The organism is Kitasatospora viridis, from assembly GCF_007829815.1.
GTDB lineage: Bacteria > Actinomycetota > Actinomycetes > Streptomycetales > Streptomycetaceae > Kitasatospora > Kitasatospora viridis.
On the sequence record NZ_VIWT01000006.1, the window covers coordinates 45784 to 70138 of the forward strand.

The 24355-nt window shown below is 74.7% G+C and carries 8 protein-coding genes; all 8 read left to right on the forward strand.

The genetic code is table 11. From position 1 onward, the window contains the following. The first annotated feature begins 3 nt into the window (after window positions 1-3). The 8 genes from FHX73_RS39420 (at window position 4) to FHX73_RS39455 (ending at window position 24353) form a co-directional block, all read left to right on the forward strand. Window positions 4-4440, forward strand: coding sequence for an amino acid adenylation domain-containing protein (locus FHX73_RS39420; protein WP_246214176.1), 4437 nt, complete (start codon window positions 4-6; stop codon window positions 4438-4440). 66 nt (window positions 4441-4506) lie between these two features. Continuing rightward, window positions 4507-6273, forward strand: a complete 1767-nt coding sequence (locus FHX73_RS39425; protein ID WP_145910884.1) for a non-ribosomal peptide synthetase — start codon at window positions 4507-4509, stop codon at window positions 6271-6273. Continuing rightward, window positions 6270-7055: a thioesterase II family protein gene (locus FHX73_RS39430; RefSeq protein WP_246214177.1), complete on the forward strand. Its 786-nt coding sequence runs from the start codon at window positions 6270-6272 to the stop codon at window positions 7053-7055. The genes FHX73_RS39425 and FHX73_RS39430 overlap by 4 nt, the downstream gene beginning before the upstream one ends. Then, complete coding sequence (locus FHX73_RS39435) at window positions 7052-8242, forward strand: cytochrome P450 (protein WP_145910885.1); 1191 nt, start codon at window positions 7052-7054, stop codon at window positions 8240-8242. Before FHX73_RS39430 ends, FHX73_RS39435 begins: the two co-directional genes overlap by 4 nt. Before the next feature lie 307 nt (window positions 8243-8549). Further along, a complete protein-coding gene (locus FHX73_RS39440) occupies window positions 8550-9704 on the forward strand; it encodes a glycosyltransferase 87 family protein (protein WP_170305289.1) in 1155 nt (384 codons plus the stop codon). A 107-nt stretch (window positions 9705-9811) separates the two neighbouring features. Beyond that, window positions 9812-10024, forward strand: coding sequence for an MbtH family protein (locus FHX73_RS39445; RefSeq protein WP_145910887.1), 213 nt, complete (start codon window positions 9812-9814; stop codon window positions 10022-10024). A gap of 8 nt (window positions 10025-10032) precedes the next feature. Continuing rightward, window positions 10033-11028 carry a TauD/TfdA family dioxygenase gene (locus FHX73_RS39450; protein WP_145910888.1) on the forward strand — a complete coding sequence of 332 codons (996 nt, stop codon included), beginning with the start codon at window positions 10033-10035 and terminating at the stop codon, window positions 11026-11028. A gap of 50 nt (window positions 11029-11078) precedes the next feature. Beyond that, window positions 11079-24353 (forward strand): non-ribosomal peptide synthetase, encoded by a 13275-nt coding sequence (locus FHX73_RS39455; RefSeq protein ID WP_170305290.1) that lies wholly within the window; start codon window positions 11079-11081, stop codon window positions 24351-24353. Window positions 24354-24355 lie beyond the last annotated feature (2 nt).

Genomic DNA, 24355 nt, shown 5'->3' on the forward strand with positions numbered 1-24355 from the left:
GCCGTGAGCCCGTCCGACCACCCGGCGCACAGCGCGCCCGTCTCGGGGCTGCAGCGCGGCCTCTGGTTCCTCGACCGCCTCGACCCGCAGGCCGTCACCTACTGCACCCCGTGGACCTTCGAGGTCACCGGCCCGCTCGACCTCGCGCTGTTCCAGGGCGCGCTGGACGCCCTGGTGGCCCGGCACGAGGCGCTGCGCACCACCTTCGCGCTGCACCCCGACGGCCCCCGCCAGCAGGTGCACCCCACGCTCGCCGTGCCGCTCGCGGTGACCGACCTGCGCCCGCTCGACGAGCCCGCCCGGCCCGAGCGGTTGGAGCAACTTCTTGCCGCCCGCAGCGCCGAGCCCTTCGACCTGGCGACCGGCCCGCTGCTGCGGGCCGAGGCCTTCCGGCTCGCCGACGAGCGCACCACGGTGCTGTTCGCCGTCCACCACATCGTCTGGGACGGCTGGTCCGCCGAGGTCTTCGAGCGCGAGCTCGTCGAGCTCTACGGCGCAGCTCTGACGGACCGTCAGGTCGAACTGCCGGAACTGACGGTGCAGTACACCGACTACGCCCGGGAGCAGCTGGACACCTCCTACGAGGAGCACCTGGCCTACTGGAAGCAGCAGTTGCACGGCGCGCCCGCCCTGCTGGAGCTGCCCACCGACCGGCCCCGGCCCTCCGAGCGCGGCGCGGCCGGCCGGACCGCCGACTTCGACCTGGCGCCCGGCACCGCGGCCCGGGTCCGGGAGCTGGCGGAGGCCGAGGGCGTCACCCCGTTCACCGTCCAGCTCGCCGCGTTCGCGCTGCTGCTGAACCGCTGGACCGGCGCCGACGACCTGCTGATCGGCACCCCGGTCACCACCCGCGACCGCCCCGAACTGGAGCACCTGCTCGGCTACTTCGTCAACCTGCTGCCGCTGCGGCTGCGGCTCGGCCCCGAACTGACCTTCCGCGCCCTGCTGGAGCACGTGCAGGACACCGCCTTCGACGCCTACGGCTACCTCGACGTGCCGTTCGACCAGCTGGTCGACCAGCTCGGCGCGGCCCGCACCGCCCAGCACCCGCCGCTGGTCCAGGTGGTGTTCGGCGCGCACGGCGAGAACCGCACCCCGCTCGCGCTCGGCCCGGCCAGTGCCGTCAGCCGGGTGCGCGCCAACGGCACCGCCAAGTTCGACCTGACCTGGTCCGTCTTCGACGGCGGCGACGGTGGCGGCGAGCTGCGCGGTGAGGCCGAGTACCGCAGCGAGCTCTTCGACCCGGGCACGGTCGACCGGCTGGCCGCCGACTACGACGAGCTGCTCGGCGCCGCCCTGGACGACCCCGACGCCACCGTGCTGCGCCTGACCACCCGCGCCGCCGACACCGCCCCGGCCACCGACGCCCCCGGCCACTGCCTGCACCACCTGTTCGAGCGGGCCGCCGACGCCCACCCCGGCCGACCCGCCGTCAGCGACGGCGAGCACAACCTGAGTTACGCCGAGCTGGACCGCCGGGCCAACCGCCTCGCGCACGCCCTGCGCGCCCGCGGGGCCGGGCCCGGCGACCGGATCGGCATGCTGCTGGAGCGCACCGCCGACGTCCTGGTCACCGTCCTCGGCGTGCTCAAGACCGGCGCCGCCTACGTGCCGGTGGACCTGGCCGCCCCCGCCGACCGCGCCGCGCTGGTCTTCGGCGACACCCAGGTCGCCCTGGTGGTCACCGACCGCCCGGACCTGGTGCCCGAAGGGCCCTGGCAGGCCTACGACCTGACCGCCGAGGCCGCCGACCTGGCGGCCCGCCCGGACACCCGACCGCCCGCCGCCGGCCGCCCCGGCGACGTCGCCTACGTCATCTTCACCTCCGGCTCCACCGGCCGCCCCAAGGGCGTCGCCGTCGCCCACGAGCACGTCAGCCGGCTGATGGCGGACGGCGCCGAGCACTTCGGCTTCGGCCCGCAGGAGACCTGGACGCTCTTCCACAGCTACGCCTTCGACTGGACGGTCTGGGAGATGTGGGGCGCGCTGCTGCACGGCGCCCGCCTCGTCGTGGTGCCGTACCTGACGAGCCGTTCGCCGCAGGAGTTCGCCGAACTGCTGGAGCGCGAGCGGGTCTCCTACCTCTGCCTGACCCCCTCGGCGCTGCGCCAGCTGGAGCTGGTGCTGCGGCGCGAGCCGCGTGAACTGCCCGCACTCAAGTGGGTGATGCTCGGCGGTGAGGCGCTTGACCCGGCCGTGGTGCAGCGCTGGTTCGAGCTGACGCCCGCGCCCCCGGCCCGGCTGTGCAACCTGTACGGCATCACCGAGACCACCGTCCACGTCACCACCCACGACCTGGCCGGCAGCGCGGGCTTCGAGCGCAGCCTGATCGGCGCGCCGATGCCGCACCTGAGCGCCCAGGTGCTGGACCACTGGCTGCGGCCGGTGCCGCCCGGGGCGGCCGGTGAGCTGTACATCGGCGGCGGCAGCCTGGCCCACGGCTACTGGGGGCGGCCCGGGCTGACCGCCGGCCGCTTCGTCGCCGACCCCTACGGCCCGCCCGGCGCCCGGCTCTACCGCACCGGCGACCTGGCCCGGCGGCTGCCCGGCGGCGGCCTGGAGTACATCGGGCGCGCCGACTTCCAGGTCAAGCTGCGCGGCTTCCGGATCGAGCTCGGCGAGATCGAGAACGCCCTCGCCGCCCACCCGGACGTCGACGCCTGCGTGGTCACCGTGCACGAGGACCGCCTCACCGCCTACCTCACCGGGCGCGAACCCGCCGACGTGCGCGGCTTCCTCGGCCGCTCGCTGCCCCCGTACATGGTCCCGGCCAGCTACACCGTGCTGGAGGCGCTGCCGCTCACCGTCAACGGCAAGGTCGACCGCGCCGCGCTGCCCGCCCCCGGCCAGCGCGCCACCGCCGCCACCGGCCGCCACGTCGAGCCGCGCACCCCGGAGGAGGAGGCCTTCGCCGCCGTCTGGACCGAGGTCCTGGAGGTCGACGGCATCGGCGTGCACGACGACTTCTTCCACCTCGGCGGCGACTCCATCCGCGCCGTCCAGCTGGCCGGCGCCCTGCACGAGCGCGGCTGGGGGATCAGCCTGCGGGACGTCTTCAACGCCCCCACCGTCGCCGCCCTGCTGCCGCTGGCCAAGCCCGTCGAACAGGGCGCGGACGCGCACGAGCCGTTCGCCCTGATCGACCCCGAGGACCGCGCAGAACTGCCGCCCGGCCTCGCCGACGCCTACCCGATGGTCTCCATGCAGCTCTCCATGGTCTTCCACATGGAGGTCGCCGGCGGCACCGACAGCTACCACAACGTCAACTCCTACCGGATCTCCGGCGACCTCGACGAGACCGCCTTCCGACGCTCCGTCAGCGAGGCGATGGACCGCCACCCGGTGCTGCGCACCGGCCTGGACGTCGCCGGCTACGGCGAACCGCTGCAACTCGTGCACGGCCCGCTGCCCGCGCCCGTCGACTTCGCCGACCTGCGCGGCACGGCCGACCAGGACGCGGCCGTCCGCGAGGTCTTCGACACCCACCGCTGGACACCCTTCGACCTCGCCGAACCGCCGCTGTTCCGGATCACCGTGCAGCGCCTGGCCGACGACGCCTTCCAGCTCACCGTCTCCGAGCACCACGCGATCCTCGACGGCTGGAGCTTCACCTCCCTGCTCACCGAGATCCTGGAGCGCCACGGAGCGCTGGCCGCCGACCCGCACAGCGCCCCCACCCCGCCGCCGCGCACCGCCTACCGCGACTTCGTCGCCGTCGAACGCCAGGCCGCCGAGGACCCGCAGTCGCTCGCCTACTGGCGCGAGCGCCTGACCGGCGCCAGCGGCCAGCTCTTCCCCGGCAGCGAGGACGTGCACGAGGCACCGCGCACCGTCGAACGGGTGCTGCCCGAGGCACCCGAACAGCTGCGGCAGATCGCCGAAGCCCTGTCCGTGCCCGTCAAGTCGGTCGCGCTCGCCGCCCACCTGCACGCCCTCGCCGCGATCACCGGCCGACGCCGCGTCACCACGGGCCTCGCCGTCAACGGCCGGCTGGAACGGCTCGGCGGCACCGAGGTCTACGGGCTCTTCCTCAACACCGTGCCGCTGAGCTGCGAGCCCGCCGAGGACCTGCTCGCCCTGGTGCGCGAGGTGCACCGCGAGGAGCTCGACATGATGCCGCACCGCCGGGTGCCGTTCGCCCGGCTGGCCCGGCTGATGACCGACACCGCGCTGGACAGCCAGTTCGGCTACCTGCGCTTCCACGCCCTGGGCCGGCTCAGCACGGCCCGCATCGTGGACGGCCGGATCGGCACCGAGCCGACCCTGCGCCACGAACCCAACAGCTTCACCTTCGGCGCCTCGGTGATCCAGGACCCGGTCACGCAGCGGGTGCTGCTCGCCGTCGACCACCAGCGGTCCCTGGTCCCCGACGACACCGCCGAGCAGTTCATGGACACCTACACCGACGCCCTGCACCGCATGGCCGCCGACCTGCGCTGACCTCCGCTTCTGCGCCGACCATCGCCGACCTTCGCCGACCCGCCACCGACCACCTGGGGAACCGTCATGACCGACCTGCTGCAACGCCTGCGCGACGCCGTCGCCGCCCACCCCGAGCGCACCGCCGTGCTGGCCGGCGCCGACCGACTCGACTTCGCCGAACTCGACCGCCGCACCGCCGCCCTGGCCCGCGCCCTGCGCGCCCGGGGAGTCGGCCGCGGCGACCGGGTCGGCGTCCACCTGGCCCGCACCGCCGAGCTGCCCGTCGCGCTGCTCGCCGTCTGGCGGGCCGGCGCCGCCTACGTGCCGCTCGACCCGGCCTACCCCGCCGAGCGGCTGGCCTTCATGGCCGCCGACGCCCGGCTCGCCGCCCTGATCAGCGCCGACGGCCTGCCCGCCGCCGAAGGCGTGCCGGTGCTGCGCCCCGACGCCGCCGCCGACGGGCCCGAACTGCCCGAGTCGGGGCACCCGCTCGACCCGGCCTACGTCATCTACACCTCCGGCTCCACCGGCCGCCCCAAGGGCGTCGAGGTGGCGCGCGGCGCCGTCGCCGACCTGCTGACCGGCCTGGAGACCGTCGGCGCCTTCCGCGCCGAGCCCGCCGTGGTCGGCTGGAACGCCAGCGTCTCCTTCGACGCCTCCGTCCCGCAGTGGTCCCGGATCTGCCGCGGCGACACCCTGCTGGTGATCGGCGACGAGCACCGCGCCGACCCGGCCCGACTGGCCGCCCTGCTGGCCGAGCACGCCGTCACCGACTTCGACCTGACCCCCTCGCACTGGGAGCTGCTGCGCGAGCCGCTGGCCGGCGCCCGGGTGCCCCGGCTGTTCATGGGCGGCGAGGCCGTGCCCGAGCGCACCTGGCGGGAGCTGGCCGACGGCGGCATCGAGGCGTTCAACCTGTACGGGCCCACCGAGTGCACCGTCGAGGCCGTCGTGGCGCCGATCAGCGGCCCCGGCCCGCACCTGGGCGAGCCGATGGCCGGCGTGCTCCTCTACCTGCTCGACGAGAAGCTCGCGCCGGTCGCCGACGGCGAGGTCGGCGAGCTGTACCTGGCCGGGCCCGGCGTGGCCCACGGCTACGTCGGCCGGCCCGGGCTGACCGCCGAGCGCTTCCTCGCCGACCCCTTCGGCGCGGCCGGCACCCGGATGTACCGCACCGGCGACCAGGCCCGGCGCGGCCGGGGAGGCCTGCTGGAGTACGTCGGCCGGGTGGACCGGCAGGTCAAGCTGCGCGGCTACCGGATCGAGCTCGGCGAGGTCGAGCACGCCCTGGCCCAGCTGGCCGGCGTGCAGGCCGCCGCCGTCACCGTGCACGAGCCCGCCCCGGGCGACCGCCGGCTGGTCGGCTACGTCACCGGCGCCGTGACTGCCAGTGAGCTGACCGAGCGGCTGCGCGCCGCCGTGCCCGCCCACCTGGTGCCCTCGGCGATCACCGTGCTGGACGCCATGCCGCTCACCCCGAACGGCAAGGTCGACCTGGCGGCGCTGCCCGCGCCGGTGGTCGACGCCCTGCCAACTGATGTCCCGTCAACTGACGCACCGTCGGCCGGTCAGGGCCTCGCGGAGCAGGTCGCCGGGGTCTGGGCCAGCGTGCTCGGCGTGCCCGAGGTGCTGCCCACCGACGACTTCTTCTCGCTCGGCGGCCACTCGCTCACCGCGCTGCGGGTCGTCCACCTGCTGCGCCGCAAGCTCGGCATCGAGCTCCAGATGCGCCACCTGCTCGACTCGGCCGACCTGGCCGCCTTCACCACCACCGTCGAGCAGGCCGCCGCGGCCGGGCCCGCCGCCCCCCGGCCCAGCCTGACCGCCCGCGCCCGGGTCGGCGGCGCGTGACCACCGCCGCGCGGGTGCGGCCCCGCGTCGAGGGGGACTGGCTGTTCGTCCCCGTGCCCCAACCGCACAGCCCCTACCGGCTGTTCTGCTTCCCGCACGCCGGGGGAGACGCCACCGCCTACACCCGGCTGGCCCGCGCCCTCGCCCCCGTCGCCGAGGTCTGGGCGCTGCGGCTGCCCGCCCGCGGCGGCCGGCTCGGCCACCCCATGCCGGGCAGCTTCGACCTGCTGGTCGAGGCCGTGGTGCACGCCCTCGACCCGCACCTGACCGGCCGGTTCGGCTTCTACGGGCAGAGCTTCGGCGCCCTGCTCGGCTACGAGGTGGCCCAGGCGCTGCCCGCCGGGCGGCGGCCCGAGCTGCTGGTCGCCGCCGCCGCCTCGCCGCCCGCCGACTGGATCGGCCCCGAACGCCCGCAGCAGCAGGACGCCGACGACCTGCTGCGCCTCGCCGGCCTCGGCGAACTGATCGAACTCGAACCCGAGTTGAAGGAACACGCGCTGCACAGCATCCGCGCCGACCTGGCCGTCTCCACCGGCTACCGGCACCGGCCGCACCCGCCGCTCGACGCCGCCCTGCACGCCGTGATCGGCGCCGAGGACCCGATGGTGGGTACCGCCCGCCTCGACGGCTGGGCCGAGCACACCCGCGCCGCCTTCGGCCGGCACACCGTCCCCGGCGGCCACCTGCTCGCCACCGTCGACCTGCCCGGCCCGGTCGAGCTGCTGACCTCCCTGATCACGCGGCCCGCCGCCGCCCACCAGCTGACGATGGAGCAGACATGACCACCAGCACCACCACCGCGGTCGACCTCACCGACCCGGACCTGTGGGCCCGCCCCGACACCCCCGCCCTGGTCGCCGAACTGCGCGAACAGGCCGCCGTGCACCGCACCGACACCGCCGACGACGGTCCGGTCTGGTCGGTGCTCTCCTACCGGCACTGCGCCCAGGTGCTGCGCGACGCCGCGCTCTACAGTTCCGAGCAGGGCTCGCTGCTCGGTGCCGGCGTGGGCAACGTGCCGGTCGGCTCCGGCCGCATGATGGCCCTCACCGACCCGCCCCGGCACCGCGAACTCCGGGCCCCCGCCAACCCGTTCTTCGGCCCCGGCCCGGTCCGCGCGGCCGCCGGCGGCATCACCGGCCTGGCCGCCGCGATCGTCGACCGGGCCGTCGAGCTGGGCGAGGTGGACCTGGTCGACGCCGTCTCCGCGCTGCCGCTGTCGGTCATGTGCGACCTGCTCGACGTGCCCGAGAAGGACCGCGAGATGGTCGAACGGGTCTGCGACGTCGCCTTCCTCGGCCGCACCCCCGAGGAGCGCCGGGCCGGCCACCAGCAGCTCATCCCCTACCTGCTGCACCAGGTGATGCTGCGCCGCACCGACCCGCGCGACGACCTGATCAGCAAGATGGCCACCTACCGGGTCGGCGGCAAGCTGCTGCCGGTCGAGGACGTGGTGCTCAACCTCGACAACATCGTGGTCGGCGGCGTCCAGACGGTCCGTCACACCGCCGCGATGGGCCTGCACACCCTGGCCCAGCACCCCGAGCTGTGGCGGCAGTTGCAGCAGGGCGAGGTCGGCATGGAGAGCGCCGTGGACGAGCTGCTGCGGTGGACCTCGGTCGGCCTGCACACCCTGCGCACCGCCACCCGGGACACCGAGCTCGACGGCCGCGCGATCCGCCGCGGCGACCGCGTCGCCGTCTGGGTCTGGTCCGGCAACCGCGACCCGGAGGCCTTCGAAGCCCCGGAGGAGATCCGCCTCGACCGCTCGCCCAACAAGCACCTCGCACTCGGCCTCGGCGCCCACTACTGCATCGGCGCACCCCTGGCCAAGGCCGAACTCGGCGCCCTGTTCACGGCGATGCTGGAACGCGTCGCCGTGATCGAACCGACCGGCCCGGTCACCCACAACCGCTCGATCATCAACTTCGGCCTGGACCACTTCCCGGTCCGCCTCACCCCGCGCTGAACCCCACCCAGGGGATTGCCCCAAGGTGCTTTGTTGCAGAACCGGCACAGTCCGCCCGAGAGGCCCCATCTGCCCAGCCCCGCAAGCGCTTTCGAGTCGCCGCTCGCGCGGCGGACCGCTCGTGCGCGAAACGCGCGGGCCGGCGGGCCGGTTACGGTGATCGGATCCGGTCGCTGATCAGCGGAAGCGATCCGGTCCATGCCGACAGGGGGGTGTCGTGGTGCGTGCGTTGGATCTGAAGCGGCGGATGCGGCAGGCGGTCGCGAACGGGCGGGGCGACACCGCAGGCCCCGCGAGACCGACAGCGGTGACCGCGGCCGCGGCCTGCGTCGCGGCGGTGCTGCTGGCGGCGTTCGCCCTGGTGCGCCACATCCACGGCTCGACGATGGTCGACATGCTCGTCTACCGGGGTGAGGGCGCCGCCGTCGCCCACGGCGCGGACCTGTACGCCATGCGGGTCTGGGACCTGCCGGCCACCTACCCGCCGTTCGCCGCGATGCTCCTCGTGCCGAGCACCTGGTTCGAGGTGAGCACGCTGCGCGTGCTGGTGGTGCTCCTCAACCTCGCGCTGCTGGCCCTGGCCGTGCACCTCTCGCTCCGCCTGGCCGGCTGGCCCCGCGCACGCCACGGGGCAGCCGTCGTCCTGCTCGCGACGGGCCTCGGCGTCTGGCTGGAACCGGTGTACACCACCTTCCAGTACGGCCAGGTCAACCTCGGCATCCTGTGCCTGGTCCTGTGGGACCTGACCCGGCCCGACCGGAGCCGGTTCAAGGGCGTGGGCATCGGCCTGGCCACCGCAATCAAGATCACTCCGGGTCTGTTGACCGTGTACCTGCTCCTCACCGGCCGGGTCAGAGCGGCTCTGGTCTCGGCCGGAACGTTCCTGACGGCCGGTCTGGTCGGCTGGCTGGTGCTGCCCGACGCCTCCTTCGGCTTCTGGACCCGCTACCTCTGGGACCCGAGCAGGGTGGGTACCACGGTGATCATGGACAACCAGTCCCTGCGGGGCGCCGTCTGCCGACTGCTCGACGTGAACGACCCGGGCGTGCTGGGGCTGGCCGCCTCCGCCGTCGTCGGCACCCTCGGCCTCGCGGTGGCCGTCCTGGCCGGGCGCTCCGCACGGTACATGCGCCGGGCCGACGCGTGGGGCGCCGTCTGCACGGCGTTCACCGGGCTGCTGGTCTCGCCGATCAGCTGGACCCACCACTGGGTCTGGTGCATCCCGCTCATCGCACTGCTGGCCGTGGAGGCCAGGACCACGGCGCGGTGGGTGCTGCTCGGCACCACACTGGCGGTGTTCACCTGCCACGCCATGTGGCTGGCGCCCCACCGATGGGGGCGCGGTGTCGCCTGGCACTGGCAGCTGCCCGGCTCGATCTACCCGGTCCTGGGCATCACCCTGCTCGCCGTCGTGGGCTCGCGCCTGCACCGCGCGCGGCGCGAGGGCCCGACCGGCACCTGACGGGCGCCCAACTGCCGCCTTCCTGCCTCGACTACTGCCCAACCGCCGTCCTCCCCGGGCCTACCTTCTAAGCATCCAAGCAGGTGAAGCCACCCGAGGAGGACACCATGAGCAACCCGTTCGAGGACGACAGCGCCGGCTACCTGGTGCTGGTCAACCACGAGAACCAGCACTCCCTCTGGCCGGTCTGGATCGACGTGCCGGCCGGTTGGACCACCGTCCACGGCGAGGACACCCGCCAGGGCTGCCTCGACTACATCGAGGCCAACTGGACCGACATCAGGCCCGCCAGCCTGACCGCCTCCCTCGCCGGGCAGTGAGCGCCGCCATGCTGACCTGGGAACTGAACCCCGGCCGCCCGGCCCTGGCCCACGCGCCGCGCACCGCCGACCTCGGCGAGGCCTGCGAGTGGCTGCGGGAGAACGAGCGCGAGCTCACCGAAGCGCTGCACCGGCACGGCACGATCTTCCTGCGCGGCCTGCCGGTCGCCGGCACCGAGGACGTCGGGGCGGTGCGCGACGTGCTGATCCCCGAGCGCACCCCCTACCGCGAGAAGGCCACCCCGCGCAGCGACTACGGCAACGGTGTCTTCTCCTCCACCGACCTGCCGCCGGCCCAGTCGATCCGGATGCACAACGAGAACAGCTACACCCTCACCTTCCCGGGCCGGCTGCTCTTCGCCTGCCTGACCGCCCCCGAGGAGGGCGGGGCCACGCCCACCGCCGACGTCCGCCAGGTGCTCGCCTCGCTGCCCGCGCACCTGGTGCAGCGGATGCGCGCCACCGGGTGGACGCTCACCCGCAACTACTCCGACTACGTCTCGCTCGGCTGGCGCACCGCCTTCGCCACCGAGGACCGGGCCGAGGTGGAGGCCTACTGCCGGGCCAACGGCATCACCTGGGAGTGGCTGGCGGACGGCAACCTGCGCACCGCCCAGCTGCGCCCGGGCACCATCCACCACCCGGCGACCGGCGAGGAGGTCTGGTTCAACCACCTGGCCTTCTGGAACGAGTGGTCGCTGGACCCGGACATTCGCGAGGCGATGACCGACGAGTTCGGCCCGGACGGCTTCCCGTTCAACACCGGCTTCGGTGACGGCGAACCGCTGGAGCGCGCGGACGTCGACCTGCTCAACGAGGCCTACCGGGCCGCCACCGTGCGCGAACGCTGGCAGGTCGGCGACGTGATGCTGGTCGACAACGTGCTCTGCGCGCACGGCCGGGACCCCTACCGCGGCGCGCGCAAGATCGCCGTCTCGATGGGGCAGCCGGTCGAGGTGCTGGACTGCCGGCCCAGCATCCGGCCCCAGCTCGCCGACGCCTGAGCGCCTGACCCGAACACCCCGTGGCCCGAGACGTGAGTAGAGGTAGCACCGTGATCCCGGTTTCGTACGCACAACAGCGTCTCTGGCTGGTCGACCAGATCGAGGGGCCCAGCGCGCTGTACAACCTGCCGTTCGCCCTGCGTCTGCGCGGCACGCTGGACTATGAGGCGCTGCGCGCCGCGACGGCCGACCTGGTCGCCCGGCACGAGTCGCTGCGCACGGTGTTCCCGGTGGCCGACAGCCTGCCGGTGCAGCGGATCCTGCCGGCCGAGGAGGCGCAGCCGCGCTTCCGGGCGCTGGACTGCACCCCGGCCGACTATCCGGGACAGCGGGACGCGGCGTGCGCCGAGACCTTCGACCTGAGCTGCGAACTGCCCATTCGGGTCACCCTGTTCACCCTCTCGCCGACCGAGCACGTGCTGCTCGTGGTGCTGCACCACATCGCCGCCGACGGCTGGTCGCTCGGCCCCCTGCTGCGCGACCTGGCCGCCGCCTACCGGGCCCGGCTCACCGGCCGCGGCCCCGACTGGGAGCCGCTGCCGATCCAGTACGCCGACTACGCGCTCTGGCAGCGCGACCTGCTCGGCGACGAGCAGGACCCCGAGAGCCTGACAGCCCGTCAACTCGACCACTGGCGAACCACCCTGGCCGGGCTCCCGGAGGAACTGGAGCTGCCCACCGACCGCCCCCGCCCGCCCGCGCCCAGCGGCGCCGCCGACTCGGTCGACCTCGCCTGGGGCGCCGAGCTGCACACCGCCCTGCTCGACCTCGCCCGCACCCACCGCACCACCCTGTTCACCGTCCTGCAGGCGGGCCTGGCCGCCCTGTTCACCCGGCTCGGCGCCGGCACCGACATCCCGATCGGCACCGGCGTGGCCGGGCGCGGCGACGAGGCGCTGGACGAGCTGGTCGGATTCTTCGTCAACTCCCTGGTGCTGCGCGCCGACACCTCGGGCGACCCGGGCTTCGCCGAGCTGCTCGGCCGGGTCCGGGAGGCCCAACTCGACGCCTTCGCCCACCAGGAGATCCCCTTCGAGCGCCTGGTCGAGGAGCTCAACCCGCCCCGCGCGCTCGGCCGCCACCCGCTCTTCCAGACCCTGCTGGTGCTGCAGAACCACGGCCAGGAGGCCGAACTCGACCTGCCCGGGCTGGAGTCCGCCACCGAACCGATCGGCCTGCGGGTCGCCAAGTTCGACCTCAACATCGGCATCGCCGAAGAACACGACAGTGACGGCGCCCCCGCCGGCCTCACCGGCTCGATCGAGTACGCCGCCGACGTCTACGACCGCGCCACCGTCGCCGGCCTCGCCGACCGGCTCGGCCGACTGCTCGCCGCGGCCGCCGCCGACCCGGACGCCCCCATCACCACCCTCGACATCCTCGGCCCCGAGGAGCAGCACCGGATCCTCACCGAGTGGAACGCCACCGACGCGCCCCGCTGGACCGGCACCCTGGCCGAGCGCTTCGAGCAGCAGGCCGACCGCACCCCGCACGCCACCGCCCTCGCCCACGACGGCGGCACCCTCGACTACGCGGAGCTCGACGCCCGCGCCAACCGCCTGGCCCACCACCTGATCTCACTCGGCGTCGGCCCGGAGACCCCGGTCGCGATGCTGATGGAGCGCTCGGTCGAGGTCGTCGTCGCCACCCTGGCCGTGCTCAAGGCCGGCGGCTGCTACGTGCCCATGCACCCGGGCCTGCCGCCCGAGCGGATGACCGGCGTGCTCGCCGACACCGGCGCCCCCGTGCTGCTCACCGACCGCGCCGACCCGGGCTTCCCGCACGACGCCGCGGTGGTGCGCCCCGGCGACGAGGCCGGCGCCCCCGACCACCGGCCCGCCGTGCCGACCCACCCCGACCAGCTCGCCTACGCGATGTACACCTCCGGCTCCACCGGCCGCCCCAAGGGCGTCGCCGTGCGGCACCGCGACGTGCTCGACCTGGCCGCCGACCGCCGCTGGCAGGACGGCCGCCACCAGCGCGTCCTGCTGCACTCCCCGCATGCCTTCGACGCCGCCACCTACGAGATCTGGACCCCGCTGCTGGCCGGCGGCACCGTGGTGGTCGCCCCGCCCGGCGCCCTCGACGCCACCGCCCTGCATGCCGTCACCACCCGGCACTCCGTCACCGCCGTCTTCCTCACCAAGGCGCTGTTCGACCTGATCGCCGAGCAGGCCCCGGAGACCTTCGCCGCCCTCCAGGTCGTCTGCACCGGCGGCGAGGCCGCCTCCGGCACCCTGATGCGCCGCGTCCTGGACGCCTGCCCCGAGCTGCTGCTCGCCCACGTCTACGGGCCCACCGAGACCACCACCTTCGCCACCCACCACCACCTCACCCACGCCGACCTCGACGGCCCCCGGGTGCCGATCGGCGCCCCGCTCGACAACATGCGCAGCTACGTGCTGGACGCCCGGCTGCGGCCGGTGCCGCCCGGCGTTCCGGGGGAGCTGTACATCGCCGGCGCCGGCCTGGCCCGGGGATACCTGAACCGGTCCTCGCTGACGGCCGAACGCTTCGTCGCCTGCCCGTTCGACAGCGGCGCGAGGATGTACCGGACCGGGGACCTGGTACGGCTGAGCGCCGAAGGCGCCGTGGAGTTCCTCGGCCGGATCGACGGCCAGGTCAAGCTGCGCGGCTTCCGGATCGAGCTCGGCGAGATCGAGGCGGCGCTCTCCCGCCACCCCGCCGTCCGCCAGGTCATCGTGATCCCCCGCGAGGACCGCCCGGGCGACACCCGACTGGTCGCCTACTGCACCGTCAACTCCCAGCTGGACCCCGCCGAGCTGCGCACCTTCGCCGGCACCGTACTGCCCGGCTACATGGTCCCCAGCGCCGTGGTGATCATGGACGCGCTGCCGCTGAACGCCAACGGCAAGGTCGACCGCCGCGCCCTGCCCGCCCCCGAGCTCGCCGCCGACGGCGAGGGCCGGGCCCCGCGCGACCAGCGCGAGCAGGTGCTGTGCGAGCTCTTCGGCGACCTGCTCGGCATCGACGACATCAGCATCGACGACGACTTCTTCGCCCTCGGCGGCCACTCGCTGCTCGCCACCCGCCTGGCCGCCCGGGCCCGCACCGAGCACGGCATCGACTTCACCATCGGCGACCTCTTCCAGGCCCCCACCATCGCCGCCCTGGCCGAGCGGATCGCCGACGCCCCCGCACCCTCCCGGCCCGCCCTGACGGCGGCTCAGCGGCCCGAGCGGCTGCCGCTCTCCTTCGCCCAGCGCCGGCTCTGGTTCCTGGCCCAGGCCGAGGGCCCCTCCGCCACCTACAACGTCACCCTCGGCCTGCGGCTGCGCGGCCCGCTCGACGCCGCCGCGCTGGAGGCCGCCCTCGGCGACGTGGTCCGGCGGCACGAGGCGCTGCGCACCGTCTTCGGTGAACAGGACGGCACCCCGTACCAGCGCGTCCTGGACGCCCCCGGCACCGGCCTGCTCACCGTCACCGACCGCCCCAGCGACGAACTCGCCGGCCACACCTTCGACCTCGCCGCCGACCTGCCCGTGCACGCCTACCTGCGGCCCGAGGGGCCCGAGGAGCACGTGCTGGTGCTGGTCGTCCACCACATCGCCGGGGACGGCGCCTCGCTCGGCCCGCTCTACCGCGACCTCGCCGACGCCTACCGGGCCCGCCTGGACGGCGCCGCGCCGCAGTGGACGCCGCTGCCGGTGCAGTACGCCGACCACGCGCTCTGGCAGCGCGAGCTGCTCGGCGCCGAGGGCGACCCGCAGAGCCTGGCGGGCCGTCAGCTCGCCCACTGGCGCGAGGCCCTGGCCGGCCTGCCCGACGAGCTGGCGCTGCCGCTGGACCGCCCCCGCCCCCCGGTGGCGAGCCACCGCGGCACCGTCCTGCCGGTCGAGCTCGACGCCGCCCTGCACGCCCGGCTCGGCGAGCTCGCCACCGAGCACGGCGTCACCCTCTTCATGGTCCTGCAGGCCGCCTACGCCACCCTGCTGCACCGCTTCGGCGCCGGCACCGACCTGCCGATCGGCACCCCCGTGGCCGGTCGCCTCGACGAGGCGCTCACCGACCTGGTCGGCTACTTCGCCAACACCCTGGTGCTGCGCACCGACCTGTCCGGCCGCCCGAGCTTCGCCGAGCTGCTGCGCCGGGTCCGGGAGGCCGACCTGGCCGCCTTCGACCACCAGGACCTGCCCTTCGAGTCGCTGGTCGAGGAGCTCAACCCGGCCCGCTCGCTGGCCCGCCACCCGCTCTTCCAGGTGATGCTCGCCTTCGCGGGCACCCCGGAGGACGGGCCGGACCTGCCCGGCGTCACGGTCACCGAGGAGCCGGTCGACTTCGGCACCGCCACCTTCGACCTCACCCTCAGCCTGGTCGAGCGGCTGGCCGCCGACGGCGCCCCGGCCGGGCTGAGCGGCGGCCTGGAGTACGCCACCGACCTGTTCGACCGGCAGACCGTCGAGCGGCTCGCCGCCGCGCTGGAGCTGATCCTGCGCCAGGCCGTCGAGGACCCGAGCCGCCCGGTCGCCGCCCTGGAGGTGCTCGGCGAGGCCGAGCGCGCCGTGCTCGCCGAGTGGAACGACACCGGGCTCGCGGAGCTGACGGAGCCTTATCTGACAGTGCTGCAGCGGCAGGTCGCGCGGACCCCGCAGGCGGTGGCGCTGGTCTGCGGCGCCCAGCAGCTGACCTTCGCCGAGCTGAACGCCCGGGCCAACCGGCTGGCCCGCGCGCTCGCCGAGGCCGGTGCCGGACCGGACGCCGTGGTGGCGCTGGCCCTGCCGCGCTCGGTGGAGTCCGTGGTCGCCGTGCTCGCCGTGCTCAAGGCCGGCGCCGCCTTCCTGTCCCTGGACCCGGGGTACCCGGCGGAGCGGCTCGCCTTCATGCTGGCCGACGCCGCCCCGGCCGTCGTGCTCACCGACGAGGGCTGGCCGCTGGCCGAGGTGCTGGACGGCCACACCGTGCTGCCCGTGGACGAGGAGCTGTGGTCCTACCAGGACGCCCACGACCTGCCCGACGCCACCGACCCGGCGCACGCCGCCTACGTCATCCACACCTCCGGCTCCACCGGCCGCCCCAAGGGCGTGCTGGTCACCCGCGGTAACTTCGCCAACCTGCTGGCCGCCCACCGCGCCGAGCTCACCGCCGCCGCCGAGCGCGCCCGCCCGGGCCGCCCGCTGCGGGTCGCGCTCAGCGCCTCGCTGGCCTTCGACACCGCGCTGGAGGGCTTCCTCTGGCTCGCCGCCGGGCACGAGCTGCACCTGATCGGCGACGACGTGCGCCGCGACGCCGCCGCCCTGGTGCGCCACGCCGAGCAGGCCCGGCTCGACGTCCTCGACCTCACCCCCACCTTCGCCGACCAGGTGATCGAGGAGGGCCTGCTCACCCGCTGCCCGCCCGCCCTGCTGACGCTGGGCGGCGAGGCCACCGGCCAGGCCCTGTGGACCACCCTGCGCCAGGTGCCCGGCCTGGTCGCCTACAACGTCTACGGCCCGACCGAGTGCACCGTCGACGCCCTGCTGCACCCCTTCGCGGCCACCGAGCGGCCGTTGATCGGCCACCCGCTGGGCAACACGCGCGGCCACGTGCTTGACGAGCAGTTGCGGCCGGTGCCGGCCGGGGTGCCGGGGGAGCTGTACCTGGCGGGCGCCGGCCTGGCCCGGGGCTACCTGAACCGGCCGGACCTGACCGCGGAGCGGTTCGTGGCCTGCCCCTTCGAGCCGGGTGCCCGCATGTACCGCACCGGTGACCTGGTGCGCCGGCGTCCGGACGGGGACCTGGAGTACCTGGGACGCACCGACCACCAGGTCAAGATCCGCGGCTTCCGGATCGAACTCGGCGAGATCGAGACCGCGTTGACCGCGCAGCCCGGCGTGCTCCAGGCGGCCGTGCTGCCGCACGAGCAGGGGACGGGCGGGGCCCGGCTGGTCGCCTACCTGGCCGGCCCGCCCGAGCTGGACACCGCCGAGCTGCGCGCCCGGCTCGCGGCCGAACTGCCCGCCCACATGGTGCCCGCCGCCTTCGTCCGGCTGGACGCCCTGCCGCTGAACGCCAACGGCAAGCTTGACCGCACCGCCCTGCCCGCACCGGACTTCGCCGCGTTCGCGGGCAGTGGTCGGGCGGCGCGGACGGCCGAGGAGGAGATCCTCTGCGGGCTGTTCGCCGAGGTGCTCGGGGTCGAGAAGGTCGGGGTGGACGACGACTTCTTCGCGCTGGGCGGTCACTCCCTGCTGGCGACGCGGCTGTTGAGCCGGGTGCGGTCGGTGCTGGGCGTCGAGCTGGGCGTGCGGGACGTGTTCGAGGCGCCGACAGTCGCCGGGCTCGCCGCCCGCTCGGGAGCGGTCGCCGGCCGGCCCGTGCTGTCGGCCACGGCCGGGCGCCCGGAGCGGGTGCCGCTCTCCTTCGCCCAGCAGCGGCTCTGGCTGATCGACCGGATGGAGGGCCCCAGCGCGCTCTACAACGTGCCGGTCGCGCTGCGCCTGGACGGCGAGTTGGACCAGCAGGCCCTGACGGACGCGCTCGGCGACCTGGTCGCCCGGCACGAGAGCCTGCGCACCCTGATCGCCGAGACCGACGGCGAGCCGCACCAGCGCGTCCTGCCGGCGGCCCCGCTCGCCCTGGAGCTGTGCGACTGCCCGGCCGCCGAGGTGGCCGACGCGGTGGCGCAGGAATCCCGCCGCCCCTTCGACCTGGCCGCCGAGATGCCCTTCCGCGCCACCCTGCTGCGGTCGGCCGAGGAGCGCCACGTCCTGGTCCTGGTGCTGCACCACATCGCCAGCGACGGCTGGTCGATGGGCCCGCTGCTGCGCGACCTGTCGATGGCCTACGCGGTGCGGTCCGGCGGCGAACTCCCGGTCTGGGAGGAACTGCCGGTGCAGTACCCGGACTACGCGATCTGGCAGCGCGAGCTGCTGGGGGAGGAGACGGACCCGGAGAGCCTGGTGGCCCGTCAACTCGCCTACTGGCGTGAGGCGCTGGCGGAGCTGCCGGAGGAGTTGGCGTTGCCGGTGGACCGTTCGCGCGGTGCGGTGGCCTCGCACCGGGGTGACCGGGTGGTGCTGCCGTTGGGTGCCGAACTGCACCGCGGGTTGGTGGGGTTGTCGCGGGCGCACCGGGTGACGCTGTTCATGACGGTGCAGGCCGCGCTCGCCGCGCTGTTGACCCGGTTGGGTGCGGGTACGGACGTGCCGATCGGTTCGGTGGTGGCGGGCCGTTCGGACGAGGCGTTGGACGAGCTGGTCGGGTTCTTCGTCAACACCCTGGTGCTGCGCACCGACACCTCCGGTGACCCGAGCTTCGCCGAGCTGCTGGGCCGGGTGCGCGAGGTGGACCTGGGGGCCTTCGGGCACCAGGACGTGCCGTTCGAGCGGCTGGTCGAGGAGCTCAACCCGGTCCGCTCGCTGGCCCGCCACCCGCTCTTCCAGGTGATGCTGGTGCTGCAGAGCAACGAGGACGCCGAGTTGGAGATGCCCGGCCTGCGGGTCGAGGCGCTGCCGGCCGGCACCGGGGTCGCCAAGTTCGACCTCAACGTGATCATGGAGGAGGTCTTCGGCCCGGACGGCGAGCCCGCCGGGATCGACTGCGCCATCGACTTCGCCACCGACCTGTTCGACCGGGAGAGCGTGGAGGCGCTGGCCGAGCGGTTCGGGCGGCTGCTGCGAACCGTCGCGGCGAGCCCGGAACTGCCGATCGGCCGCGTCGAGTTGCTCGCTACCGAGGAGCGGAGCGCGTTGCTGGGCGGCGGGTTCACGGCGCTGCCGTCCGAACTGCCGCTGGTGCCGGCGGTCTTCGAGGCGCAGGCCGCGCGTACCCCGGACGCGGTGGCGCTGGTCTTCGGCGCCGAGGAGTTGACCTTCGCCGAGCTGAACGCCAGGGCGAACCGGCTGGCGCACCGGCTGATCGACGCCGGAGTCGGCCCCGAGTCGGCGGTGGCCGTGGCGGTGCCGCGCTCGGTCGAGTCCCTGGTCGGGCTGCTGGCGGTGCTGAAGGCCGGCGGGGTGTACCTGCCGCTGGACGCCGAGTACCCCGCCGACCGCACCGCGCGCACCCTCGCCGACGCGCGGCCCGTGCTCGCCCTCACCGACGACCGCTGGCCGTACCCCGAGCTGCTCGGCGGCCTGGCCGTGCTCGAAGCGCGCGACCTGGCCGGCCCGGACACCGACCCCGCCGCGCGGGCCTCGGCCGGGGACGCGGCCTACCTGATCCACACCTCCGGCTCGACCGGTCGCCCCAAGGGTGTGGCCGCCACGCACGGCGGTCTGGCCGCCCTGTTGGCCGCGCATCGCGCCGGGGTGATGGCGGGTCGGGACCGGTTGCGGGTCGCGCTCACCGCCTCGCTCTGCTTCGACGCCTCCTGGGACGGCCTGCTCTGGCTGATTGCCGGGCACGAGCTGCACCTGATCGGCGACGAGGTGCGCCGGGACGCCACGGCGCTGGTGCGCCACGTCGGAGAGCGCGGCATCGACGCGCTGGAGGTGACGCCCTCCTATGCCGAACAGCTCGTCGCCGAGGGTCTGTTGGACGATCCGGCGCCCGGCCTGCTGCTGCTCGGCGGCGAGGCGGTCGGCCAGGCGCTCTGGTCGCGGCTGCGCCAGGCGCCCGCGACGCAGGCCTACAACCTGTACGGCCCGACCGAGGCGACGGTGGACACCCTGGTCCACCCGCTCGCCGCCACGGACCGGCCGGTGCTCGGCCGCCCCGTCGCCGGCACCCACGCCTACGTGCTGGACAGGCAGTTGAACCCGGTGCCGGCCGGGGTGCCGGGAGAGCTGTACCTGGCGGGCGCGAGCCTGGCCCGGGGCTACCTGAACCGGCCGGACCTGACCGCGGAGCGGTTCGTGGCCTGCCCGTTCGAGCCGGGTGCCCGGATGTACCGCACGGGTGACCTGGTGCGGCGCACTCGGGACGGCGAGCTGGAGTACCTGGGCCGCACCGACCAGCAGGTCAAGATCCGCGGCTTCCGGATCGAACTCGGCGAGATCGAGCAGGTGCTGGCCCGTCACGAGGCCGTCCGCCAGGCCGTCGTCACCGCGCACGAGGGCGAGGGCGGCGACCGCCGCCTGGTCGCCTACTGCGCGGTGGCCGAGGCGGCCCCCGGACTCGCCCTGGACCTGCGGGAGTTCGTCGCCCGCTCGCTGCCCGGCTACATGGTGCCGGCCGCCGTCGTCGTGCTGGCGGCGCTGCCGCTCACCGGCAGCGGCAAGGTCGACCATCGTGCTCTCCCGGCACCGGACTTCGCCGCGTTCGCGGGCAGTGGTCGGGCGGCGCGGACGGCCGAGGAGGAGATCCTCTGCGGGCTGTTCGCGGAGGTGCTCGGGGTCGAGAAGGTCGGGGTGGACGACGACTTCTTCGCGCTGGGCGGTCACTCCCTGCTGGCGACGCGGCTGTTGAGCCGGGTGCGGTCGGTGCTGGGCGTGGAGCTGGGTGTGCGGGACGTGTTCGAGGCACCGACGGTCGCCGGGCTCGCGGCCCGCTCGGGTGCCGGGGAGGCCAAGCCGGTGCTGTCGGCCGTGGCCGAGCGTCTGGAGCGGGTGCCGCTCTCCTTCGCCCAGCAGCGGCTCTGGCTGATCGACCGGATGGAGGGCCCCAGCGGGCTCTACAACCTCCCCGTGATCCTGCGCCTGGCGGGCGAGGTGGAGGTGGCCGCACTGGAGGCCGCGCTCGGCGACCTGCTGGCGCGCCACGAGAGCCTGCGCACCGTGGTCGCGGAGGCCGACGGCGAGCCCTACCAGCGGATCCTGCCGCTCGACTCGGCCCGGATCGCCGTCGAGGTGCTGCCCGCCGGCACCGACCCCGAGAGCTGCGTGGACCGGCCGTTCGACCTCTCCGCCGACCTGCCGGTGCGCGCCCAGCTGATCCCGGGCGGCGCCGACGGCGACCTGCTGCTCCTGGTGCTGCACCACATCGCCGGCGACGGCTGGTCGATGGGCCCGCTGCTGCGCGACCTGTCGACGGCCTACGAGGCGCGCTGCGCCGGCCAGTCGCCGGTGTGGGAGCCGCTGCCGGTGCAGTACCCGGACTACGCGATCTGGCAACGCGAGCTGCTGGGTGACGAGACACAGGACGACAGCCTGATGGCTCGTCAGCTCACCTACTGGCGCGAGGCGCTGGCGGACCTGCCGGAGGAGTTGGCGTTGCCGGTGGACCGTTCGCGCGGTGCGGTGGCCTCGCACCGGGGTGACCGGGTGGTGCTGCCGTTGGGTGCCGAACTGCACCGCGGGTTGGTGGGGTTGTCGCGGGCGCACCGGGTGACGCTGTTCATGACCGTGCAGGCCGCGCTCGCCGCGCTGTTGACCCGGCTGGGCGCGGGCACGGACGTGCCGATCGGTTCGGTGGTGGCGGGTCGTTCGGACGAGGCGCTGGACGAGCTGGTCGGGTTCTTCGTCAACACCCTGGTGCTGCGCACCGACACCTCCGGTGACCCGAGCTTCGCCGAACTGCTCGGCCGGGTGCGCGAGGTGGACCTGGGGGCCTTCGGGCACCAGGACGTGCCGTTCGAGCGTCTGGTCGAGGAGCTCAACCCGGCCCGCTCACTGGCCCGCCACCCGCTCTTCCAGGTGATGCTGGTGCTGGAGGGCGACCGCTCGGCCGCGGCGCCGCTCACCCTCGGAGCTCTGCCCGCCGCCGTGCAGTCCTCCCTCGGTGCGGCGGCCAAGTTCGACCTGAGCATCGGCATGGGCGAGAGCTTCGACGCGGACGGCGAGCCCGCCGGGCTGGAGTGCGCGATCGAGTTCGCCACCGACCTGTTCGACCGGGAGAGCGTGGAGTCGCTGGCCGTGCGGTTCGGTCGGCTGCTGCGCTCGGTCGTGGAGCGGCCGGAACTGCCGATCGGCCGCGTCGAGTTGCTCGCTGCCGAGGAGCGGAGCGCGTTGCTGGGCGGCGGGTTCACGGCGCTGCCGTCCGAACTGCCGCTGGTGCCGGCGGTCTTCGAGGCGCAGGCCGCGCGGACCCCGGATGCGGTGGCGCTGGTCTTCGGCGCCGAGGAGTTGACCTTCGCCGAGCTGAACGCCAGGGCGAACCGGCTGGCGCACCGGCTGATCGCCGCCGGGGTCGGCCCCGAGTCGGCGGTGGCCGTGGCGGTGCCGCGCTCGGTGGAGTCGCTGGTCGGGCTGCTGGCGGTGCTGAAGGCCGGCGGGGTGTACCTGCCGCTGGACGCCGAGTACCCCGCCGACCGCACTGCGCGCACCCTCGCCGACGCGCGGCCCGTGCTCGCCCTCACCGACGACCGCTGGCCGTACCCCGAGCTGCTCGGCGGCCTGGCCGTGCTCGAAGCGCGCGACCTGGCCGGCCCGGACACCGACCCCGCCGCGCGGGCCTCGGCCGGGGACGCGGCCTACCTGATCCACACCTCCGGCTCGACCGGCCGCCCCAAGGGCGTGGCCGCCACGCACGGCGGTCTGGCCGCCCTGCTGGCCGCGCACCGCGCCGGGGTGATGGCGGATCGGGAGCGGCTGCGGGTCGCGCTCACCGCCTCGCTCTGCTTCGACGCCTCCTGGGACGGCCTGCTCTGGCTGATTGCCGGGCACGAGCTGCACCTGATCGGCGACGAGGTGCGCCGGGACGCCACGGCGCTGGTGCGCCACGTCGGCGAGCGCGGCATCGACGCGCTGGAGGTGACGCCCTCCTACGCCGAACAGCTCGTCACCGAGGGTCTGTTGGACGATCCGGCGCCCGGCCTGCTGCTGCTCGGCGGCGAGGCGGTCGGCCAGGCGCTCTGGTCGCGGCTGCGCCAGGCGCCCGCGACGCAGGCCTACAACCTGTACGGCCCGACCGAGGCGACGGTGGACACCCTGGTCCACCCGCTCGCCGCCACGGACCGGCCGGTGCTCGGCCGCCCCGTCGCCGGCACCCACGCCTACGTGCTGGACGGGCAGTTGCGGCCGGTGCCGGCCGGCGTGCCGGGCGAGCTGTACCTGGCGGGCGCGAGCCTGGCCCGGGGCTACCTGAACCGGCCGGACCTGACCGCCGAGCGGTTCGTGGCCTGCCCCTTCGAGCCGGGGGCCCGGATGTACCGCACGGGTGACCTGGTGCGGCGCTCTCGGGACGGCGAGCTGGAGTACCTGGGGCGCACCGACCAGCAGGTCAAGATCCGCGGCTTCCGGATCGAACTCGGCGAGATCGAGCAGGTGCTGACGCGCCACCACCAGGTGTCGGCCGCCGTGGTCCGCCCGCTGGCGGACGAGGTCGCGGGCACCCGCCTGGTCGCCTACGCGGTGACCGACGGCCCGGTGGAGCCTGCCGCGCTGCGCGCCTTCGTCGGCGCCCACCTGCCCGGCTACATGGTGCCGGCCGCCGTCGTCGTGCTGGCGGCGCTGCCGCTCACCGGCAGCGGCAAGGTCGACCACCGTGCTCTTCCGGTGCCGGACTTCGCCGAGCTCGCGGGCGGCCGGGAGCCGCGCACCGAGGCCGAGCGGGTGCTCTGCGCACTGTTCGCCAAGGCACTGGGCATCCCGAGCACCGGCATCGACGACGACTTCTTCGCGCTCGGCGGCCACTCGCTGCTCGCCATGAAGCTGCTCGCCCGGATCCGCGCCGCACTCGGCGCCGACCTCGGGATGCGCGCCCTGTTCGAGACCCCGACCGTCGCCGGACTCGCCGCCCGGCTCGATTCCGGCCCCGCCACCGGCGACGCCCTGGACGTGCTGCTGCCGCTGCGCACCGGCGGCGACCGGCCCCCGCTGTTCTGCGTCCACCCGGCCGCCGGCATCAGCTGGGTCTACTCCGGCCTGCTGCCGCACCTCGCCACCGACCAGCCGGTCTACGGCCTGCAGGCCCGCGGCCTGCGCGGCGGGGCGCCCGGCAGCGTCGCCGAGATCGCCGAGGACTACTTGCGGCAGATCCGGGAGCTGTGCCCGGACGGCCCCTACCACCTGCTCGGCTGGTCGTTCGGGGCGGTCGTCGCCCAGGAGATGGCCGTGCGGCTGCAGGCCGAGGGCGCCGAGGTCGGGGTGCTGGCCCTGCTCGACGGCGCACCGGTCACCGCCGACCCGGCCGCGGACCCCTCGGACGACGAACCGGTCGACACCCTGGCCGAGTTGCTGATCTCGCTGGGCTACGACCCGGCGGACGGCCGCGGCCAGGCCGAGCTGGCGGCCCTGCTGGGGGAGGCCGCCGCCGAACTGCCGGCCGTCTTCGAGCGGCACCGCAAGCTGATGGTCGAGCACCGGCCCGGCCGCTACCGGGGTGACGCCGTCTTCTTCGGCGCGACCTCGGACAAGCCCGCCGACTGGCCCTACGAGCAGTCCTGGCAGCCGTACCTGGACGGCGGGATCGAGGCCCACCGCCTCGCCTGCGCGCACGGCGAGCTGACCCGCCCCGAACCCGTCGCACGGATCGCCTCCGTGCTCGCCCAGAAGCTTGGAGAGTGACC

What these genes read in the sequence shown, in the direction of transcription:
- FHX73_RS39425 (WP_145910884.1), top strand. Translation starts at nt 4,507, where the DNA reads ATGACCGACCTGCTGCAACGCCTGCGCGACGCCGTCGCCGCCCACCCC.
- FHX73_RS39435 (WP_145910885.1), top strand. Translation starts at nt 7,052, where the DNA reads ATGACCACCAGCACCACCACCGCGGTCGACCTCACCGACCCGGACCTG.
- FHX73_RS39445 (WP_145910887.1), top strand. Translation starts at nt 9,812, where the DNA reads ATGAGCAACCCGTTCGAGGACGACAGCGCCGGCTACCTGGTGCTGGTC.
- FHX73_RS39450 (WP_145910888.1), top strand. Translation starts at nt 10,033, where the DNA reads ATGCTGACCTGGGAACTGAACCCCGGCCGCCCGGCCCTGGCCCACGCG.